This window comes from Amycolatopsis marina, from assembly GCF_900111885.1.
In the GTDB taxonomy this organism is placed as follows: Bacteria; Actinomycetota; Actinomycetes; order Mycobacteriales; family Pseudonocardiaceae; genus Amycolatopsis; species Amycolatopsis marina.
In genome coordinates, this window is the sequence record NZ_FOKG01000014.1 from 81142 (window position 1) to 95650 (window position 14509).

Below are 14509 nucleotides of genomic sequence, written 5' to 3' on the forward strand. Positions count from 1 at the left end.
CCGACCATTGGGGGCGCCCGGTAATCACTCTGCGTGAGAGACGTTCTTCAGTTACAGGGAGAAGAAGCTCGATGCCGGTCGCGCCGCTGGCTCCACGCGGGAGGCCGGGCCGCCACGATCGTGCCCCTGGCAGGAGTCGAATCTGGACCTCCGCGTTCGTAGCGCGGCGCTCTGGCCAACTGAGCTACAGGCCTGACCGCGTGTGAGGCGGCGGGAGCGAGCCTGAGAAATGTCTGCTCCGCTGTGCAGATGTCAATGAACAGCACCACCATCGAAATGGCGGCGTCAAGCACCGGTGGAGGGCGTCGAACCCCCGGCGAACGGTTTTGGAGACCGTCGTGCTTCCCAAGCTCGTCGATAGGAAACAATTGTTTCTGAGTGCGGAAAACAGAGGAGCCGCCCGGATCGGTTTCCCCGATGGGCGGCTCCCTCGACATGACACGTTCTACGTCATGGTGCGGGAGCCTGGGTCGTCCAGAAGACTTTTTTCCTGCCAGCAAAGGGGATTCGGGTGGTTGTCAGAAGGAGATGCGACAGCGATCGCGGCGACCGGATGCCGGCGCTGCGTCCCTCGCTCTCGCGTCTTCGCCATGGTCACTCCTTCGTGCGCTGGTGTGCATCAATCATTGCCCACATGATCGGGCGACGTCGATCTCGTTCACGGAAAAATTGATCAGGCCGGACTGGAACACAGTTTCGGCGGCACAATGGCCTGAACTCGCCGGTGTGGCGCGCCAGCGGCGGCGGTGCCTTTCGAGGACCTGCGGTCGCGGCGACGGCATGGTTTCAGGCGTCGTAGTCGACGGTGACCGACGGCGTGGTCGGGTGCGATTGGCAGGTGAGCGCGTAGCCAGCTTCCACGGTGGCCGGTGACAGGGCGAAGTTTTGTTCCATTGCGACCGACCCCAGCAGTATCTTCGCCTTGCAGGTGCCGCAGGCGCCACCGAGGCAGGCGTACGGCGCGTCCAGTCCGGCCTTCAGCGTGGACTCGAGAACGGTGTCACCGGCTGCCAGCGAGACCTCGTGCCGACGGCCGCGCAGGTTTACCGCGATCGTCGCCGGAGCGAAATCGTCGGCGACCTTGGGCTTCTGGTAGCCGTGGAAGAGTTCCACGTGGACGCGGTCCGGCTCGGCGCCGCGCTCGATGAGCAGTTCGCGCAGGTCGGTCACCATCTCTACCGGTCCACACAGGAACCAGTCGTCCACGGAGGCCGCGGCAAAGTCGGCGCCGAGCCATTGTTCGAGCTTCGCGCGGTCCACGCGACCGCGCAGATGTGCCGGGTGTCGCGGATCGCGGGAGCGCACGTGGATGATCCGGAGCCGGTCGGCGTAACGCGCCTCGAGGTCGTCCAGCTCGTCACGGAACATCGTGCTGCCGGAGTCCCGGTTGCCGTAGACCAGGGTGAAGCGACTCTCGGTCTCGACGGCGAGTGTCGTCTGCAGGATCGAGAGCACCGGGGTGATGCCGCTGCCGACGGCGATCGCCACGTAGTTCTTCGTGGCGAGTGGGTGCAGCGGTGTGCCGAACGAACCGGTCGGTGTCATCAGATCGAGGGTGTCGCCTGCCCGGAGTTGCTCCATCGCGAAGCTGGAGAAAGCCCCGCCAGGAATGTGTTTGACGGCGATCGCCAGGGTGTCGGAGGTGGCCGAGGAGCAGATGGAGTAGTTGCGTCGTAAGCCCTCGCCGCCGAGATCGCTGCGCACGGTGACGTGCTGACCGGGCTCGAAGGAGAACCGGTCGCACAGGTCGTCGGGCACCTCGAAGCGGATCAGCACACTGTCATCGGTCAGCCGGTCGACTCCGGCGACCGGGACAGCGTGGAACACCGCGGCACGGGCGGAGGACCGCTTCGGCAGCCGCACTGGGAGGAGCCGGGCCAGTTTGCCGTTCACCCTCTTCCACTCGCGGTACTCATCCGGGTCGAGCTGCTGGCCGAAGACGGTGCCGATCGCGGCGTCCCGCTCGAGGTAGGCCTCCTCGTTGCGTCGCCAGGCTGCGACGTAGCGGTGGAAGGGGATCGAGGGGTGCAGGTGGTGGACGAGGTGGTAGTTCTGTGAGAGAAGCAGGGGTGTGAGGACCCATTCGGCGCCGACGCGGTTGCGGGTGGCGCGGTAGCGGTTCTCCTGCTGAGTGTCCTCGAGGTCGTGGTGCGGCAACCAGTCGAACCACCACGCCAGCACGATCATGGCGAGCCGCTCGGGGATCAGGTACAGCACCGCCAGTGTCCACAGATGTCCGGTGAACGTGGAGGTGACGACCACGGCGACACTCGTGACCAGCAGGAACGAGGTCTCCAGTACCTCTGCCCTGGGACGGCGCCGCCAGTGACGCACCAGAAAGCCCAGGTACGGCACGTCCATCAGCGCGAACCGAACGGGGACCTGCCACCACGGAGCGCCGCTGACGAAGTGGTCGGGGTCGTTCTCGCCGTCGTTGGTGTTGCGGTGGTGCTCGATATGGATGAACGCGAACGACCTGAACGAGATCAATGGCGACACGAAGAACATCGCGATCCGGCCGAAGGCCACGTTGACCCAGCGATGGGTGCTCACCGAGTAGTGCGCGGCGTCGTGCAGCACGGTGAACAGCACGAAGATCGCGGCCGCGCTGAGCAAGACCGTCACCGCGACGGGAAGCCTGTCGGCCAGCGCCGCCCACGTGGAGAACGCGAAGACCGCGATGGCCCCGGAGAAGATGCCAACAATGGGCCACGAGATCGCCGGGACCCCTTCACCAGGATCAGGAAGCGCGTGATGCAAGGCTCCGGGCGCGGGTTGCTCTGTGGTTGCGGACATGCCTCGCAAGGTACGAATGCGCGAGCTAACCCCGCCAGTGGTCCCGAGCCCACACCGATGTGCGCACAGCACATGCCGGTCAGGTTCGGCCGGGGTCCGGGGTAAGCACCACCGGGCCGAGCACATGGACCAGCCGCAGCGCGGCATGCAGCTCGGCAACACGATGCGTAGCGGGACGCCCTCGACGTTCCTCTGCCCGGCGCAGGCGTTGCAGCACGGTGTTGCGGTGTATCCCCAACTCCCCGGCTGCGGCAGCCAGCCCTCCCTGCGCGTCGAGCACTGCCAGCAGCGCCCGTCGTTCCTCCTCCTCCCGCCGCCCCTTGACCGCCAGGGCGCCGAGCTCGGTCGTGACGAACGCACGGGCAAGTTCCAGGTCGCCGCTCATCGCGTCCACCAGCGCCAGCTCGGGATACGACGTGACCGGAGCTCCCCGGCCGGAGAGTTCGACAATCCGACAGCCGCGCTGTGCCTGGGCGTGGGAGTCACGGAAGCCGCCGGGGCCTCGCGCCGGCGTGCCGATGGAGATCCGGACCGTCTTGGGGATCTGGTCGGCCAACAGCGCGAGGTCCTCCGGCGCCACACCGGGGGCGCGCGCGGTGGACACCCAGCCCCACAGCGCCTGGGCGCCGTCCGGGACGAGCAGGGGATGACGCGAACCGAAGTGAGCACCGACCGCTGCACCAACCCGCGTGAGGTCGGCGTCCTCGCGATCGGTCCAGCAGACGAACGCGGTCTGCCATCCGGTGAGCCGATGGGACAAGGTGCGTTCAGCACGCCCGAGGTCGATCCGGTCGCCGGCGATCAACCCGCGGACAGCGTCAGTCCGGGCCGCGCGGACCCGGTTCTGCATACGGTCGAGCTCCGCGACGTATTCGGCGGCGACCTCGCTGGAGATGCGATCGACGTATGCGAACGCGTAGCGCTGCAGGTTGGCCACCACCGCAAGGCCAAGGGCCGGGTCGGGCACGAAATCGGCGATGCCGGCCAGGATGCGCTCGCTGAAGTAGGCGTGACCGATCCGGTAGAAGCGCAGCATCACATCGACGCTGTACCCGCGGGCCGCCATGGCGCGCGCATGCTCCAGGGCCGTGACCGGCGCGGTCGCGGCGCTCACGTCGATACCGTGCCGCACCATCGACAGCGCCGCCTCGAGGTTCGACGAGCACGACCCGAGCGTCAGGCCACGGAGATCGTCATCGGCCCCGGCTTCCGGGATACGGTCGAGGATGTAGTCGAGCATGTCGTCGGCATACGACGACACGTCCCCCAACAGTTCGGCGGCAGTGCGGCGCAGCTCGATCACTACCGACTCGGGAAGGTCAGCCAAATCACCCGCACTCACTGCCATGACGGGGAGACTATCGAGGATCTCAGCAACAAGGGGTCTTCCGGCTGACGGCCTGCCGAGCCGGGCAAGTCTGCCCAGCCATAGCGGCCATCGGTCAGGTGGGCGAGGAACAGGGCCACGGTGTCGTGGTAGCCGTCGGATGCCACTACGGCCGGTCCGGCGGGCGTTGTCGCAACTTGTTGGCGGTACCCACGATTGTATGTATGATAGGTGGGGCCAACGTTGGCGTCGCCAATCAATCAGGTTGCCCCTCCGTCCGGATGTCTCCCAGGCGGGCACCGGCATCACGGAAGATCGTCCGAGGAGCAGAAGTGAGCAGTCCGAGCGTCTGGGCGCCGAACGAGCCCCCTGGAGTTGAGGCCATGATCAAGCCGTTCCGCATCGACATCCCACAGGCCGACCTCGACGACCTGAATGACCGGCTCTCCCGTACCCGCTGGCCCAACGAGGTCGCCGACGCTGGGTGGGACTATGGCTTCCCGCTGGCCCGGCTCAAGGAACTGACCGAATACTGGCGTACCGGCTACGACTGGCGCGAGCACGAGGTCGAGCTCAACGAGCTTCCGCACTTCACCACCGAGATCGACGGCCAGAACATTCACTTCGTTCACGTCCGGTCGTCGAAACCGGACGCGCTCGCGCTGGTCCTCACCCACGGCTGGCCCGGTTCCTTCCTGGAGTTTCTCGACGTGATCGAGCCGCTGGCGCGCGACTTCCATCTGGTGATCCCGTCCATCCCGGGCTACGGCTTTTCCGGACCGACCCACGAACGTGGTTGGGACATGATCCGGGTCGCGTGGGCGTGGGCAGAGCTCATGCGCCGTCTCGGATACGAGCGCTATGGCGCGCAGGGTGGCGATTTCGGCTCGGGTATCTCGATGGCGCTCGGCGCGGTTGCACCCGAGCAGGTCGTCGGGGTGCACGTCAACTACCTGCCGACACGGCCGGACTCGGACGCCGGCATCGAACTGTCCGAAACGGATGAAGCCCGGCTGGACAAGGTCCGGCAGTTGATGGCGAATCGTCCGCCGTACCAGGCTCTGCAGGCCACCACCCCGCAGACCATCGGCTACGCGCTGACCGACTCGCCGGTCGGCCAGCTGGCATGGATCGCCGAGCGCTTCGCACAGTGGACCGACCCCACCACGCCGGTCAGTGATGAGCGGATGCTCACTGACATCTCGCTGTACTGGCTGACCGCCACCGCGGCTTCCTCGGCCCGGCTGCACCGCGAGGCGCCGCGGCGGAGCGAGCCATGCCCGGTGCCGGTCGGCGTGGCCGTGTTCGCGCACGACATCACGCAGTCGGTGCGACCACTGGCCGAGCGGCGCTACGACATCAGACACTGGTCGGAGTTCGACAGCGGAGGTCACTTCGCGGCCATGGAGGTGCCGGAGCTGCTCGCCGAGGACGTCCGGGATTTCTTCCTCACCCGCATCGGGTAGCGACTACCGGGCCGATACCGCTCGCGGACAGCCCCTTGTGGACCAGGTGCCCGGTGGCGGCGGCACCTGGTCCGATGGGCAGTTAGAGCTGGCGCCAGAGAGCGGGAGTGTTGGGTGGCGTCCAGTCCGACTGTGCGGTGTGGCTCTGCACTGCCGCGTAGCGGGCGCCGTTGTAGGTGACCTGGGAACCGACCTCGTAGTAGGTCCCCGCCTCCCAGGTGCCCTCGTTCGGCGGGTCTGTCGGGGGATCGGTGGGCGGCGGGTCGTCCCCGGTCGTCACCAGGTTCAGGTTGTAGACAGACAGGATCTCGTTGACCGGCTGGAAGTAGATCGTGCCGCCGGTCCGGCAGTTGCCCGAGCCGCCCGAGGTCACGCCCTGGGCCTGGTCACCGGTCAGCCAGGAGCCGCCGGAGTCGCCGGGTTCGGCGCAGGCGTTGGTCCTGGTGAGGCCGTAAATGGTGCCTTCGGGGTAGGTGACCGACGCGTTCTTCTGCTGGATCGTCCCGCAGCGCCAGCCGGTGGTGGATCCGGAACGGCAGACCGACGAGCCGACCGGGGCCTCCTGCGAGCCCGCCACCGGCACCGTTCCGGGGTAGCGGTTCACGAGCGGGCGCGGGGTGTTGCCCGAGGACGTGCGGACCCAGGCGTAGTCATTGCCGGGGAAGCTGGAGCCCGCGACCGTGCCGCTGGGGTTCTGTGTGCGGGTTCCGGTGCGTCCGCAGTGGCCCGCGGTGACGAAGCCGCCCTCGACGGAGAAGCCGATGGAGCAGCGGCCCTGGCCGAAGGTGTAGGCGTTGCCGCCGATGATGTCGATGAACGGCTGGGGGTCTTCGGCCGACGCTACGAAATCGACTACGTCGCCGGTCACGCCCGCGGACTCCGCCCAGGCTCGAGCGGTAGCCTCGCCACCCGCGTTCGTCAGCACGACGACCTCGTTCGTGGTCTCGTCGACGTACCAGCCGGGTACGGTCTCAGGGGCCGTGGTGGCCTCTGCGTCCAATCGTTCCTTCAGTGTGGTGAGTTCAGATTGGCTGCGTGCCACGGTTTTCGGTACGGCGCCGAGGGCGCGGACCTCGTCCGCCCGGCTCGGATCGGACACCGCAACCGTCAGGGTCGTGGCATCGTCGTTGAGCCAGGAGCCCGCGTAGTCCGAACCGAGAGCCGTCCTGAGCTTGCTGTCCGTGCGGGCGGAAGCATGCTCGCGGTCCAGCCGGAGCTTGGCCTCGTGCGGGGTGATGTTCAGATCGCGGGACATGGCAGCCAGGATCGCTGACTGGTTCTCGTCGATGGTCGGCTGATCGGCCGTAGCCAACGGGGTGACGGCCAACGCGGTGGCGAGGCCTGCCGTGCTGACAACCGCCGCGATAACGGCGGGAATTTTTCTCTTCATTTCCGCTCTCTCCTCAGTGAGGGCGTGTGCAGGGTGAGGCCGATGGTATAAAGCCCGACGCACGGTTGGTATAGACCATTCGGAAGCCTACCGGGGGGTAGGAAAGCTCTTCGATGTCGAGCGGGATGTTTCTCGACGGGACCACTGTGGAGGGTGGTCATGTGCCACTACGTCGGATCTCAGGGCAGCTACCTACTTTCGGCCCTCTCGGACGGAGTCAGTTGTCCCTATCATGGTCTAGACCTCACATCCGAGTTGTGCGATTCGGCCCCTGCCGGCGGTTTTCCGTCCTTCGCGACCGGTACAGGCCCGTCGTCCGCGGGGCAACCTGCCCTGCGGACATATAGTCGCTCGCTCCGCTGAACCATGCGGTGGTTCCGCACCTGTAGGAGATGTCATGCATATGAGGCGAAAGCTCATCGCATCCATGGCGGGCGTCGGACTCGCTCCGCTCTTCGTGGTGGCGATGCCGACGGCGACAGCGAATGCTCACGGTTATGTGTCCTCGCCACCGAGCAGGCAGGCACTGTGCGCCTCCGAGCGAGTCCCTGACTGCGGTGCCATCAAATGGGAACCGCACAGTGTGGAAGGTCCCAAGGGCCTGCGCAGCTGCAGTGGCGGCAACGCCAGGTTCGCCGTCCTCGACGACGACAGCCGGAACTGGCCCGCTACCTCGGTCGGCAATACGGTGACCTTCAACTGGATCCTGACCGCGCGACACGCGACCAGCACCTGGGAGTACTACGTGGGAGACCGGCGCGTAGCAGTTTTCGACGACGCCGGCAGGCAGCCAGGTTCAAGGGTCTCCCACACAGTCGATCTGCGGGGGGTCGGCGGGAAGCAAAAGGTGCTGGCGATCTGGAACATCGCTGACACGGCGAACGCTTTCTACTCCTGTGTAGACGTTCAGGTCGGCGATGGCGGCGGCGATCCCTCCCCGCCGCCCACGGACCCGCCCCCCACGGACCCGCCGCCGAACCCGCCGGACACCGGAACCTGGGCTGCGGGAAGTCAGTACGCGACCGGAGACCAAGTGACCTACAACGGCGCTGATTACCGCTGCCGCCAGTCACACACGGCGCAGGAAGGGTGGGACCCGGCAAGCACGCCCGCGCTGTGGCAGAAAATCTGATAGTAGGACAGCGGTGGCCCATCTGTCGTCGATCCGGCTTGCTGCAAAGAAGGACGGCGTCCGCAAAGGAGGTAAGACAGGAAGTATCGGGCACGCCGTGCGAGGTAGGACAGAATGCCCCAACCGTTGCGACGCCACCCCCCGATACGTGTTGGTCCGGCTGGATTGATCTTGTAGCCTGGCAGTCTTCTTTCGAGCGCTGGAGGACACATGACGGCAGCACGGTTGACCGTGACCGACTATTCGCCACTCCTGCGTACCGACTTCACCGACGACACGGCCTGGCAGGCGCTACTGGACGAGATCGACGACAGCTGGGTAGCCGTCATGGCCGACCCCGCTCACCAGGGCCTGTCCGTGCCGGAGCTGGTGGCACTGGTCCCCGACGGCAGCCAATATCCGGTGCTCGTCGTCGCCGACGACCGGACGTTCTCCGCCGCCGAGCGCTCGCTGCTGCTGATCGACGTCAGGGGCGAACCCGGTCGGACGTTCCGCGCGGTCGTGCCCGACGCGTTCCAATCCGTCATCGGCAACCTGGCGATCGACAACATGAGCTTCGACGAGTACCTCGATTCCGACTCCGTCGACGACTCAAGTGTCTACCGGCTTTCCGACCGGCACCGCCAGGCACTGGCCGCGCTCCAGGGCAACTCGCAGGCGAGCGCGTCACCGTGATAATTCGTGGTGCGGGGACCTCGTGGACGCATCGTTCACGGTTTGTGCCTGCCCGGTGAGCTGTCCCTCGCAGCCCGGCGCCGCGGCTTGATCGCTGCATGGAATCCATGCCGACAACGACCGCGCCTCGGCAGTGTCTGGATGTGGACCGCAGGTCAGGGCCTGCCGATCCGCAACAGGGGTGCCGTAGCCTCAACGGATGGAACACTTCTGTGGGCACCTGCTGCGCGCGACCGGAGAGCCGTGCGCTCGACCGGCAGGGCACGAGCTTCCGCACCGGCCTGCGGCACGGCGGGAGCACGAGGACCAGCAGCCCCAGCAGACCGCACAGGACCTCGCGTATGGCCGCCAGCTCGGCGTTGCGCCAGGTGAGGCGCTACCTGCCGCGATCGGCTCGATGCCGGCGACCGCGCGGACACCGCGTCGGAGGCGGCAGAGATTCGGCAAGGTGGAGACGAGGTTCGTCGATCCCAAGCCTGTCGAGGCGAAGAAGACGCCGGTGCGGGTCGAGGGCACGTCTGCCAACTAGAACGAGGCGAACCCGACCACGGTCTGGTGTCGGGGAACGCGGTCGGCATCGGGGCCCTTCGACGCCCTGGCGTGGCTGTCCGAGCACGGTGCCGAGCACGGCGGCCCGCCGAGGTACGCCGACCCCACGCACGACCCGAGGATGCGGTAGTGACCGGCGGCGTCCGCGGACCCGGACGCCATGCCGGTGGCACGTCCGCGTTCCTATTCGTGGGATTCGTGGTGGCGTCCGTACGGAACCGCGCGGACGAGCGTGACGTGCATCGTCCGGCCGTCGGGCACGGTGTATCGGCGTTGCTCGCCCTGCCGGGCACCGGACAGCGCTGTGCCCAGAGGTGACTCGGGTGAGTAGACCTCGAGCCCACCGGGATCTGCCCCGTCGCGCACGCCCAGCAGGAATGTTTCCGTGTCGGCATCATCATCGAACCGGACGGTGAGGACCATCCCTGGCTCGGCGATGCCGTCGTCCGGCGGCACATGCCCGACCACGGCGTGGTGGATCAGCTCCTGAATTTCGCGGACGCGAGCCTTTCTGCGGCGAGCCTCCGAAACGTGATCCGTCCCTTCGGGCACGGGGCTGTCGTCCTTGGCGAGCAGGACGGCCAGTTCCTCCTGCAGCCGGTCGAAGGCGTCCGGGGTCAACCAGACATCTCGAGTCGTGTTCATCGTGCTTCCTTGTGTTGATCGGTCCACGGTCGCTCCATATGGGAGCGGCGAGCGAGCAGGGTGGCGTTGGCGTCGTCGGCGAAGCCGCTGGCGACTCGCACGAGGATGTCGCGTTCGGTGCGCAACAGCGCGTTCTCGGTCCGCAGCCATTCCAGTTCCGCACGCTCATCCCGGTCGAGTGGTGGGGTCCGATCGGCGATCGGCTCAGCCTGGGACATGTCGTCCTCTGTCCTTTCCGGAGGATCGGCCGTTCAACGCAGCGGGTCGACCTCGCGCAGGGCTTCCGGTCGTTTTCCTGTCGTGATCTGCTCGGCGAGCAGTCGCCCGGTGATCGGTCCCTGCGTCAGCCCCCACATGCCGTGTCCACCTGCCACATACACCCCAGGTGCCCGTACCGCACCGATCAACGGCTTCCCGTCGTGCGTGACGGGCCGCGGCCCCACCCACTCGTCCGTGCGTTCCTCCCAGCGGACGCCGTCGAGAAACGGCCGCGCCGAGGCGATGATCGCGTCGATTCGCGCGTTGTCCGGTGCGGCGTCCGGCGTGCGGAACTCCATCGTCCCCGCGACCCGCAGCCCGTGCCGGTACGGCGTGCAGGCGACGCGGACGTCGGGCAGGTAGACGGGCCCAGGAATGGGCTCGTCGGTCGGGACGGTGAACGAATAGCCCCGACCCGCTCGCACGGGGACCCGTACCCCCCAGCGCTTGGCGAGGCTGCCCATCCAGGCGCCGGTCGCCAGTACCGCGACGCTGGCCGAGATCGTCTCCGCCGACCTCGAACGTGCCGTCACGGCGTAGCGCTGAGGACGCAACTCGACCACGTCGAATCCCTTGCGAATCACCCCGCCCCTCGTGCGGACCGACTCGGCAAGCGCGGCGACGAAGGCCCCGGGGTCGACGTAGCGCTGTCCGTCCAGTCGCACCCCGGCACGGATTCGGCCGGACGCCTGCGGCAACTGCGCGCGCACTTCCGTGCCGGAGATCCCGGTGTAGTCGACCGCCTGCCCGGCGCCGGTCAGCCTGCGCAGTTCATGGAGCAGCCCGGCAGCGTGCTGTGCGGATTCGAACACCGCCGTGATCGGCGCCTCGACCGTGGGTGCTCGTACCCCGTTGGCGGTGAGCACGTCGAACGCCTCGAGGCATTCGGTGTTCAGTGGCAGGTTCGCGCTCACCGCGTGCTCCCACGACTTCCAGGTGCAGTGTTTGGCGAACCGCAGCAGGAACCGCCACAGTCCCGGGTCGAACGTGGCGGGGACATGGAGCGGCGCCCGTGGGTCCAGCAGAGCACGCAGCCCGAAACGCAGCACGCTCGGCTCGTTCAACGGGATCGCCAACCCGGGGGACAGCCAGCCCGCGTTGCCCCAGGACGCTCCTGTGGCGACGTCGTCCCGGTCGACCACCGTGACCTCGACCCCCCGCTCCTGCAGGAACCAGGCCGTCGACAGGCCCACCACGCCCGCACCGATGACGACGGCCGTTCGGGGACCGTCACCGATGTGCGCGACCTCGTCCATGTGTACCTCCGCGAACTCCTCGAAACGCTGCTCCCCACCGAGCATGTCCGAGCAGGCAGCCGCGCTTGTTGTCGATAATGAACAATCGAGGTGCCCTGGATTGTTGGTTTCGGCCAGTAGGCAGGATGATGGGAGGTGTGCTGGCGACCAGGGACGCACGGAGTCCTGGCGGCCGAGCGCGGACGTGACTGACAAACCCAGCCGGAGCAGGTACGAGTTCGCCGGCGACGGAGAGGCGAAACGGATCGACGCATGGTCAGACTGGATCGGTTGATCAACGTTCTCGGTGGCTATGGTGCTCGCCTGATCGGCTCCGGTCGTGCACGTGATCAGGAACTTCGCAGTGTCGTGGTGCACGACCCGACCGATAACGGGCCGAGCGTAGGCGACGCGTTCCTGGCCGTCGGCGTCGAGGACGTGTCCTCGGCCGTCGAGTTCGCGGCGGTGGCGCAGGCGGTCGTGGTCCTGGCGCGAACGGACACCGAGCCAACCGGCGAGGTGCTGGCCGCCGCGCGCGAGCACGGCATCGCACTCCTGCTCATCGACCCGAGCGTGTCCTGGAGTCAGGTGTCCGGCGTCGTCTACGGCCTGGTACTCGAAGGCCGTGAGACAGAGTCCGGGCGTGGTCCGAGCGATCTCTTCGCCCTCGCCGACACGATCGCGGCCGCGGCCGGTGGTCCGGTCACCATCGAGGACCAGCTCTCGCGGGTGATGGCGTATTCCAGTCTGCAGCAGGGCGCCGACCCGGCGCGTCTCGACACCATTCTGGGCAGGCGGGTGCCGGACGCCGTCAGAGCCTTGTTCGAGAGGCGGGGTGTGTTCGCGCATCTCGCAGCCTCGGACGAGCCGTTGTACGTGCCGGCCTCGCCGGAACACGGCCTGCACGGGCGAGTTGTCGTCGCCGTACGAGCAGGCAGGGAGCTGTTGGGCTCGGTCTGGGTCAGCAGTGACGCGCCGCTGGAACCCGTGCGGACGCAAGTCCTCGCCGATGGAGCACACACCGTCGCGTTGCACCTGTTGCGCTCACGAGTCAGCGCGGACCTGGAACGGCAGGTCGAATCCGAACTGGTCATCCAGTTGCTCGAAGGCACTCCGGACGCGGCCGCCGTCATCAGCAAGCTCGGTCTGCCGCCGAGACGCCTGCGCGTCGTTGCCCTGCAGGCGCACGCCCAGAGCGAACGGCACGCCGCGATTCTGCTCGCGTTCGAACGCGCCACGACCGGTTTCGGCTGGTCGCGCCCCAGTCGCAGCACGCTGTTCGGGAACACCGTCTACACCCTGTTGCCCTGCGACCACGATCCTGCGCCTGCACAGGCTTGGCTACGCGACATGCTGCACGCGATGCCGCCGCATGTCGCCATCTCCGCCGGAATCGGCGGTACCGCGGAGCCCGGCGAACTCTCGGCGAGTCGTCAGGAAGCCGACGAGAGCCTCGCCCTCCACACCGCGCGCCCCAACACCCCACCTGTCTGCTACGACGAGTCCTGGGACGAGATCCTGCTGCAACGCCTGCGCACGGCCGCATCAGGCGGACGCCTCCCGTCACGCGGCCCCATCGCCGAGCTCGCCCGCCACGACCACGCCAACTCCACCCAGTACATACCCACGCTGCGAGCCTGGCTCGAAGCACAAGGCGACCTGGCCGACGCCGCGGCACAGCTCGGCGTTCACCCCAACACCATTCGCTACCGGCTCCGCAAAATGACCGACATCGCGAGACTCGGACTCGACAATCCCCGCAAACGGCTCGCCATGCTCATCACGCTCGCCGTGGGCATCGACTAGTCAGGGTGCGGGTGCTGCCCCGTAGCCACCCCGAACGGGGGCGACTACGGGGCACGGAGGTTCCGGCTACTCGCAGAGCGCGGCGTCCAGGACCGCGTCAGCCCGCGTCACCGCTGCTTCGCCGATCGCGAAACTGTTCGTGACGAGCGACGCGAACCGGCCGTCATCGGTGACCGCTGTCACCGATGCGTGTCCTGTCGTCAGTGCGCCGTGCTTGAGCCAAGCAGTTCCACCACACGAAAGCGGCCTGTCATTGATTCCGAGGCCCATTCCGTAATCGGCGGTATACGGCACCGTGTTCCGCATCTCCGCCAGCGCACGCTCCGAGACGACCCTGCCGTCGAGCAGCGCCCTGAAGAACGACGCCGAGTCCGCCAATGTGGACTGCATCGCCCCCGCGCTGGACATGATCGACAGCTCGAACGCGGTGGTCCTCTCCGTCCAGAAGACAAAGGGCGGGAGCCGGAGGATTTCGTAGCCGGACACGAAGGGCGCGGAGAGTGCTCGCTGACCTCGCTCCGGGAACGAGGTTCCTTCGAGGCCGAGCGGTTCGACGATCCTTGCGGTGATCGCGTCACCGACCTGCTGGCCGGTGAGCTCCTCGATCAGCATGCCGAGGACCAGGTAACCGACGTTGGAGTACTTCGGCGCCCCGCCGGGGGCGGCCTGCGCAGGCTCGTCCATCGCCGAGCGGACCAGCTCCGCCAGCTCGTAAGTGCCGTCCGCGGCCGGTTGCGCGTCGCGGGGATCCCGGACCAACCCGCTGGTGTGTTGCAGCAGCTGTCGCACCGTGATGACGTTGCCGTCGTAGTTGCCGCTCACCACGCCCGGCAGGTACTCCTCGATCGGCTTGTCCAGTTCGACCAACCCCTCGTCGACGAATTGCAGAACCGCCGCCGCCGTGAACGTCTTCGTCTGGCTGCCGTGGCGGAAGTGGTCGCTCGACGTGATCGGCCGGTTTTCGCCGATCTTCGCGGTTCCGGCCGTCAGCGTCCACGCCGAGTCGGCGTCGCCGGCGTGGACAGCGGCTCCCGGCCCGCCCACCGCCCGGTACTGGTTGAGTGCTTCCTGGGTTGCCACGTGCTCGGTCTCAGCTGCGGCCGTGGGCGCGATGGTCGCGGTGAGAGCGAGCGACAACCCTCCCGCGAAGCCGATGAGCCGCCGTCGACTGGTCGTCACGCTTGTCCTCCTGACTGGGAGCCACTCGCCCCTCGATGTGTTGCCGGCTGC

Annotated in this window: 13 protein-coding genes and 1 tRNA gene; 5 read left to right on the forward strand and 9 right to left on the reverse strand. The window is 67.3% G+C overall.

All coding sequences use genetic code 11. The annotated features are described in order from the left end of the window. Positions 1–121: 121 nt before the first annotated feature. The 3 genes from BM199_RS22105 to BM199_RS22115 all read right to left on the reverse strand — a co-directional run bounded on the left by BM199_RS22105 (position 122) and on the right by BM199_RS22115 (position 4099). Positions 122–192 (reverse strand) — tRNA-Arg (locus BM199_RS22105). Positions 193–786: 594 nt separating this feature from the next. After that, the gene (locus BM199_RS22110; protein WP_091675218.1) at positions 787–2796 is read right to left on the reverse strand and encodes a fatty acid desaturase; all 2010 of its coding nucleotides are present in this window, start codon (positions 2794–2796) and stop codon (positions 787–789) included. Positions 2797–2875: 79 nt separating this feature from the next. Beyond that, positions 2876–4099 (reverse strand): RsbRD N-terminal domain-containing protein, encoded by a 1224-nt coding sequence (locus BM199_RS22115; RefSeq protein WP_218160400.1) that lies wholly within the window; start codon positions 4097–4099, stop codon positions 2876–2878. Positions 4100–4506: 407 nt separating this feature from the next. On the opposite strand from BM199_RS22115, the gene BM199_RS22120 reads away from it, so the two are divergent. After that, positions 4507–5589 carry an epoxide hydrolase family protein gene (locus BM199_RS22120; protein ID WP_091675220.1) on the forward strand — a complete coding sequence of 361 codons (1083 nt, stop codon included), beginning with the start codon at positions 4507–4509 and terminating at the stop codon, positions 5587–5589. Positions 5590–5671: 82 nt separating this feature from the next. Here the strand turns inward: BM199_RS22120 and BM199_RS22125 are convergent, their stop codons facing one another. After that, positions 5672–6979, reverse strand: coding sequence for an alpha-lytic protease prodomain-containing protein (locus tag BM199_RS22125; RefSeq protein WP_091675221.1), 1308 nt, complete (start codon positions 6977–6979; stop codon positions 5672–5674). Positions 6980–7376: 397 nt separating this feature from the next. Between BM199_RS22125 and BM199_RS22130 the strand changes: the two genes are divergently transcribed. From BM199_RS22130 to BM199_RS22140, 3 genes are all read left to right on the forward strand, one after another. Continuing rightward, positions 7377–8111 carry a lytic polysaccharide monooxygenase gene (locus BM199_RS22130; protein WP_091675222.1) on the forward strand — a complete coding sequence of 245 codons (735 nt, stop codon included), beginning with the start codon at positions 7377–7379 and terminating at the stop codon, positions 8109–8111. Positions 8112–8321: 210 nt separating this feature from the next. Beyond that, the gene (locus BM199_RS22135) at positions 8322–8786 is read left to right on the forward strand and encodes a DUF6924 domain-containing protein (protein ID WP_091675223.1); all 465 of its coding nucleotides are present in this window, start codon (positions 8322–8324) and stop codon (positions 8784–8786) included. Between the two features lie 199 nt (positions 8787–8985). Next, entirely contained in the window at positions 8986–9315 is a 330-nt protein-coding gene (locus tag BM199_RS22140; RefSeq protein WP_091675224.1) for a hypothetical protein, read from the forward strand. Here BM199_RS22140 and BM199_RS33950 read toward each other — a convergent pair. The 4 genes from BM199_RS33950 to BM199_RS22160 are packed head-to-tail and all read right to left on the reverse strand — an operon-like array spanning position 9312 to position 11494. After that, a complete protein-coding gene (locus BM199_RS33950) occupies positions 9312–9497 on the reverse strand; it encodes a hypothetical protein (RefSeq protein ID WP_091675225.1) in 186 nt (61 codons plus the stop codon). The genes BM199_RS22140 and BM199_RS33950 overlap by 4 nt on opposite strands. Positions 9498–9518: 21 nt before the next feature. Beyond that, positions 9519–9980: a GreA/GreB family elongation factor gene (locus tag BM199_RS22150; RefSeq protein ID WP_091675226.1), complete on the reverse strand. Its 462-nt coding sequence runs from the start codon at positions 9978–9980 to the stop codon at positions 9519–9521. Beyond that, the gene (locus BM199_RS22155; RefSeq protein WP_091675227.1) at positions 9977–10198 is read right to left on the reverse strand and encodes a hypothetical protein; all 222 of its coding nucleotides are present in this window, start codon (positions 10196–10198) and stop codon (positions 9977–9979) included. The genes BM199_RS22150 and BM199_RS22155 overlap by 4 nt, the downstream gene beginning before the upstream one ends. 33 nt (positions 10199–10231) lie before the next feature. Beyond that, complete coding sequence (locus BM199_RS22160; protein ID WP_091675328.1) at positions 10232–11494, reverse strand: NAD(P)/FAD-dependent oxidoreductase; 1263 nt, start codon at positions 11492–11494, stop codon at positions 10232–10234. Between the two features lie 252 nt (positions 11495–11746). On the opposite strand from BM199_RS22160, the gene BM199_RS22165 reads away from it, so the two are divergent. Then, positions 11747–13279, forward strand: a complete 1533-nt coding sequence (locus tag BM199_RS22165) for a PucR family transcriptional regulator (protein WP_091675228.1) — start codon at positions 11747–11749, stop codon at positions 13277–13279. A gap of 66 nt (positions 13280–13345) precedes the next feature. On the opposite strand, the gene BM199_RS22170 is transcribed toward BM199_RS22165, so the two are convergent. After that, the gene (locus BM199_RS22170) at positions 13346–14458 is read right to left on the reverse strand and encodes a serine hydrolase domain-containing protein (RefSeq protein WP_091675229.1); all 1113 of its coding nucleotides are present in this window, start codon (positions 14456–14458) and stop codon (positions 13346–13348) included. Between the last annotated feature and the right edge of the window lie 51 nt (positions 14459–14509).

What these genes read in the sequence shown, in the direction of transcription:
- BM199_RS22110 (WP_091675218.1), bottom strand. Translation starts at nt 2,796, where the DNA reads ATGTCCGCAACCACAGAGCAACCCGCGCCCGGAGCCTTGCATCACGCG.
- BM199_RS22120 (WP_091675220.1), top strand. Translation starts at nt 4,507, where the DNA reads ATGATCAAGCCGTTCCGCATCGACATCCCACAGGCCGACCTCGACGAC.
- BM199_RS22125 (WP_091675221.1), bottom strand. Translation starts at nt 6,979, where the DNA reads ATGAAGAGAAAAATTCCCGCCGTTATCGCGGCGGTTGTCAGCACGGCA.
- BM199_RS22130 (WP_091675222.1), top strand. Translation starts at nt 7,377, where the DNA reads ATGCATATGAGGCGAAAGCTCATCGCATCCATGGCGGGCGTCGGACTC.
- BM199_RS22135 (WP_091675223.1), top strand. Translation starts at nt 8,322, where the DNA reads ATGACGGCAGCACGGTTGACCGTGACCGACTATTCGCCACTCCTGCGT.
- BM199_RS22140 (WP_091675224.1), top strand. Translation starts at nt 8,986, where the DNA reads ATGGAACACTTCTGTGGGCACCTGCTGCGCGCGACCGGAGAGCCGTGC.
- BM199_RS33950 (WP_091675225.1), bottom strand. Translation starts at nt 9,497, where the DNA reads ATGGCGTCCGGGTCCGCGGACGCCGCCGGTCACTACCGCATCCTCGGG.
- BM199_RS22150 (WP_091675226.1), bottom strand. Translation starts at nt 9,980, where the DNA reads ATGAACACGACTCGAGATGTCTGGTTGACCCCGGACGCCTTCGACCGG.
- BM199_RS22155 (WP_091675227.1), bottom strand. Translation starts at nt 10,198, where the DNA reads ATGTCCCAGGCTGAGCCGATCGCCGATCGGACCCCACCACTCGACCGG.
- BM199_RS22160 (WP_091675328.1), bottom strand. Translation starts at nt 11,494, where the DNA reads ATGGACGAGGTCGCGCACATCGGTGACGGTCCCCGAACGGCCGTCGTC.
- BM199_RS22165 (WP_091675228.1), top strand. Translation starts at nt 11,747, where the DNA reads ATGGTCAGACTGGATCGGTTGATCAACGTTCTCGGTGGCTATGGTGCT.